This is a genomic window from Planktothrix sp. FACHB-1355 (assembly GCF_014748295.1).
Taxonomy (GTDB): domain Bacteria; phylum Cyanobacteriota; class Cyanobacteriia; order Cyanobacteriales; family Aerosakkonemataceae; genus Aerosakkonema; species Aerosakkonema funiforme_A.
Genome location: NZ_JACJUP010000752.1, coordinates 1 through 3554, shown reverse-complemented (window position 1 = coordinate 3554; position 3554 = coordinate 1). Strand labels below are relative to the sequence as shown.

The following is a 3554-nucleotide window of genomic DNA, read 5'->3' as shown; positions in this document are numbered from 1 at the left end:
CACGATATGCCTACGGCACGCTGTGCGAAGGCACTCCTGCAAGTGCCTTAACAAAAGTTCATACAGTGTCGATTACTTTTGTCCGACTACTTAGGCTCAAGCAACTATCGCACAGTTCTCTCACCGAAATAGGCATCAGGATTAGCTCTTCCTTGCCAGCTTCGACTTTGGAAAGGTCAAGAATATCGTTAATCAGCGACAAAAGATGTTGGCCACTACTGTGAATGTAGTTGACATATTCCTTCTGTTTGGCATTGAGAGAACCAAAAATTTGTTGATCCAGCAGTTGCGACAAACCTAGAATAGCGTTGAGAGGAGTTCGCAATTCGTGGCTCATGTTAGCTAAAAATTCGGTTTTAGAATCACTTGCGGCTTCGGCAGCTTCTTTAGCTTGACGCAGTTCCAGTTCTGTCTGCTTGCGCTGGGTAATATCGCGGACTATACTTACAACTTCTTCTTCGCCGCTGACAACTAACCGAGCTTCGTAATGGCGCTCCATACCAGTAATGGCTAATTGATATTCAAAAATTTGTATAGTTTTAGTTTGTAAGGCTTGCTCCAGGTAGTGCATAATCTGCTGACTTAACTCAGCTGGGAGGACTTCCTGCACTTTTCTACCTAAAAACTGACTTGGATGTGCGTAGAGCAGATCTTCTTTGTTGGCTTTGCAGTCTATCAGAGTCCCATCTTTGGCGATGCAAAACATTAAATCTGGTATCGCATCCAGAAGAGCGCGATTTCTGACTTCGCTTTGTCGGAGTGATGCTTCTTGGCGTTTGCGTGCGGTGATGTCGCGCTTAATTCCGAAATAGCATACGGTTTGGCCTCCATCATTACGGACTGCAAAGGAGGAAAATTCGATGTACAATAGTTCTCCACTTTTGCTACGGCAGGTGATTTCCGCACAGTAATTGCCCTGCTTTTCCACCTCCGGTAAGAAGAAGGAGCAAAAATCGCCGTCGGTGTGAATGGCTAGTGTTTTGCCCTGCAACTCCTCATCGGTATAACCCAGTAGGTCTCTATGGGCCCAGTTCTGCTCGATGTAATATCCCTGCGTGTCGAGTATGGCGATCGCATCTTTGCTATTGGCGATAATTTCTCGGTAGAGGGTGAGCTTTTCCTCTGTCTGTTTGGGCGTCGTCATTTTCGGGGTAGTATCGATCGCCAATACCATTTGAATCACTCTATCTCTAATTCTTGCCCTATTGATACTCATTCACTCTTTTCACCCCAGGGAATACTGTATAACCTGCTGTTGCTGTATGCAGACCTTACCCCATATGGCGCAATTGAGTCTGTAGCACCTCCAGGGTAACAATTGTGCTATGAATAATTGCCAACCTTTCGTAACCGCGTACACACTTCTACAGGGTAAGGGGGTTCGAGAATAGATTAGTGCCAGATTCCCTACGGCGATTTTTCTGTAAATATTTCTTTATAAAAATTGTGACCTCACTATGTAACGCAAGGAGGATAACAGTTTTAAAGATTAACGCTACGTTAAAATTACTGCTCTAACTTAGCTACCGAGTCTTTCTATTTGACGAGAGAAGTGATAAAAATGACTGCTGCAAAAAATCTGAGAATTGTCTCTCTGATTCCCAGCGCCACAGAGATTGTCGCGCTGTTGGGCCTAACCGATTATCTGGTGGGGCGATCGCACGAATGCGATTATCCCCCAGAAATCAAAGATCGTCCTATTTGCACCCAAGCACGATTGAACTCTTCTAAACCCAGTGCCGAAATTCATCAGGACGTTACCAATCTTCTCCAAAACGCCCTCAGCATCTATGAAATTAAACTTGAGCTCATAGAACAGTTACAACCGACACACATCCTAACTCAAGACCAGTGCGATGTTTGTGCCGTTAGCTTATCACAAGTGGAAACAGCTCTCGCCTCACTCACCCACAGCCAACCCCACATTATTTCTTTACAGCCCACTGTTCTAGCTGATATTTGGGCAGACATCCAAATGGTTGCCCAAACGCTAGATGTGGAAACTCCCACTTCATTATCAGATTTACAATCTCGCGTCAAAATTTGCGAGCAAAAAACTCTTTCAAGTATTGATACAAAGCTTCCCACTGTTGCCTGCATCGAGTGGACAGATCCCCTAATGGCTGCCGGTAATTGGATTCCAGAACTGGTGAAGTTAGCAGGCGGTCAGCCTCTTGTTGGCGTACCGGGTCAGCCTGCCCCTCAATTACAGTGGGAATCTTTGATAACAGCTAATCCAGATGTAATTATTTTCATGCCTTGCGGCTTTGATTTACAGCGTACTCGGCAAGAAGCTTCTATGTTAGCCCAGCGTCCTGATTGGCAGAATTTGCAAGCCGTAAAAAGTGGCAAAGTCTACATCACTGATGGCAATTCCTACTTCAATCGTCCTGGGCCGAGATTGGCTGATTCTGTAGAAATTTTGGCAGAAATTCTGCATCCCGAAACAGTGCAATATGGCTACCAAGGCAAAGCCTGGGAACCTTTATAAACATAGATAATTGCTAATAGTTAATAGCTAATACTTATGGTAATTAGTGATTAGCTATTAGCCAAAGTGAAACTAAATCGTTTCATCTTCATCTACAAATAATACCAGAGAGAAAAGTGGCAATACTACCACAAGCAATAAAGGTATCAACGCGATCGACTTCCCGACTCTGTGGATAGCTACCTTGCCATTCTGAATAAACTGCTGCCACTCATTAAGAAATTTTTTGACAGCTGAATAGTTTAGATATTCTTTGCCGCTAATCGGTTGATGTAGCCTTAGCACGGCATCTCACCTCCTGCCATGCGTTACATAAAAATTGCTCCTTAGTTACTATGATTACTCTTTTAATAGGTAAAACCTATGAATGATACTAAACTCAACAAAAGTATAACAAAAAATACAAATATTTCATGATTTTTACAGGTTTCTAACTAGGCAGACATAATTAAATTTAGGGTGGGCAATGTCCACCCTACAAATCATCTTTGGTTTATTTTGCGCCCACTCAGTTCGCAGATTTTTAAAGATGATGCGATCGAGCGAACAATTTCCAGCGTTTTATATGTGTTTGTTTTTCAGCTTAATCGAAAAGGTTTCAGCCAACCGCGATCGATCGCTACATCAAGAGTATATCGGGCGATCGCAAACAGTACAATACTCTCGACGGCCAAAACGCCGCAGGACCAAAACGCATTGTCAAAATTCAACCCTACGTCTGCTTGGGCTAATCCCCGCACCAGTCCAAACGCTAGCACTGCCCCTTCGCTAAGATGGGAATTGCGATCTTCGCGGATGATGTAGCGGTAGGTGATGCCGAAAAGGAAACCGCTGATAATAGCGATCGCCCCACTTAGCAACAGATTTGCTGCCGTCGAGATTTGCAAAGAAGCCAGTACCTCAAACTGCTTTGCCAAAACTAACTGATTTCCCAAGGTTGCGATTCCGTAAGCCAAAAAAAGCGACAAAGCAGCAAAGCTTCCCGCCTTGACAGATTCAATCCGTTCTGCTTGTAAGCCGTCCAATGTAAAACCTCATCACTTCCAAGTATGATAAGACTTGG

The 3554-nt window shown here is 44.0% G+C and carries 4 protein-coding genes; 1 reads left to right on the top strand and 3 read right to left on the bottom strand.

Annotation, left to right across the window (positions count from 1 at the left end; genetic code table 11):
- Positions 1-58 precede the first annotated feature (58 nt).
- Positions 59-1216: a PAS domain-containing sensor histidine kinase gene (locus H6S82_RS24285; RefSeq protein ID WP_190475461.1), complete on the bottom strand. Its 1158-nt coding sequence runs from the start codon at positions 1214-1216 to the stop codon at positions 59-61.
- Between the two features lie 345 nt (positions 1217-1561).
- Here H6S82_RS24285 and H6S82_RS24280 point away from each other — a divergent pair, with 345 nt between their 5' ends.
- Complete coding sequence (locus H6S82_RS24280) at positions 1562-2491, top strand: cobalamin-binding protein (protein ID WP_190475463.1); 930 nt, start codon at positions 1562-1564, stop codon at positions 2489-2491.
- A gap of 72 nt (positions 2492-2563) precedes the next feature.
- On the opposite strand, the gene H6S82_RS24275 is transcribed toward H6S82_RS24280, so the two are convergent.
- Positions 2564-2776, bottom strand: coding sequence for a hypothetical protein (locus tag H6S82_RS24275; protein WP_190475465.1), 213 nt, complete (start codon positions 2774-2776; stop codon positions 2564-2566).
- A gap of 293 nt (positions 2777-3069) precedes the next feature.
- The gene (locus H6S82_RS24270) at positions 3070-3516 is read right to left on the bottom strand and encodes a hypothetical protein (protein ID WP_190475467.1); all 447 of its coding nucleotides are present in this window, start codon (positions 3514-3516) and stop codon (positions 3070-3072) included.
- Positions 3517-3554 lie beyond the last annotated feature (38 nt).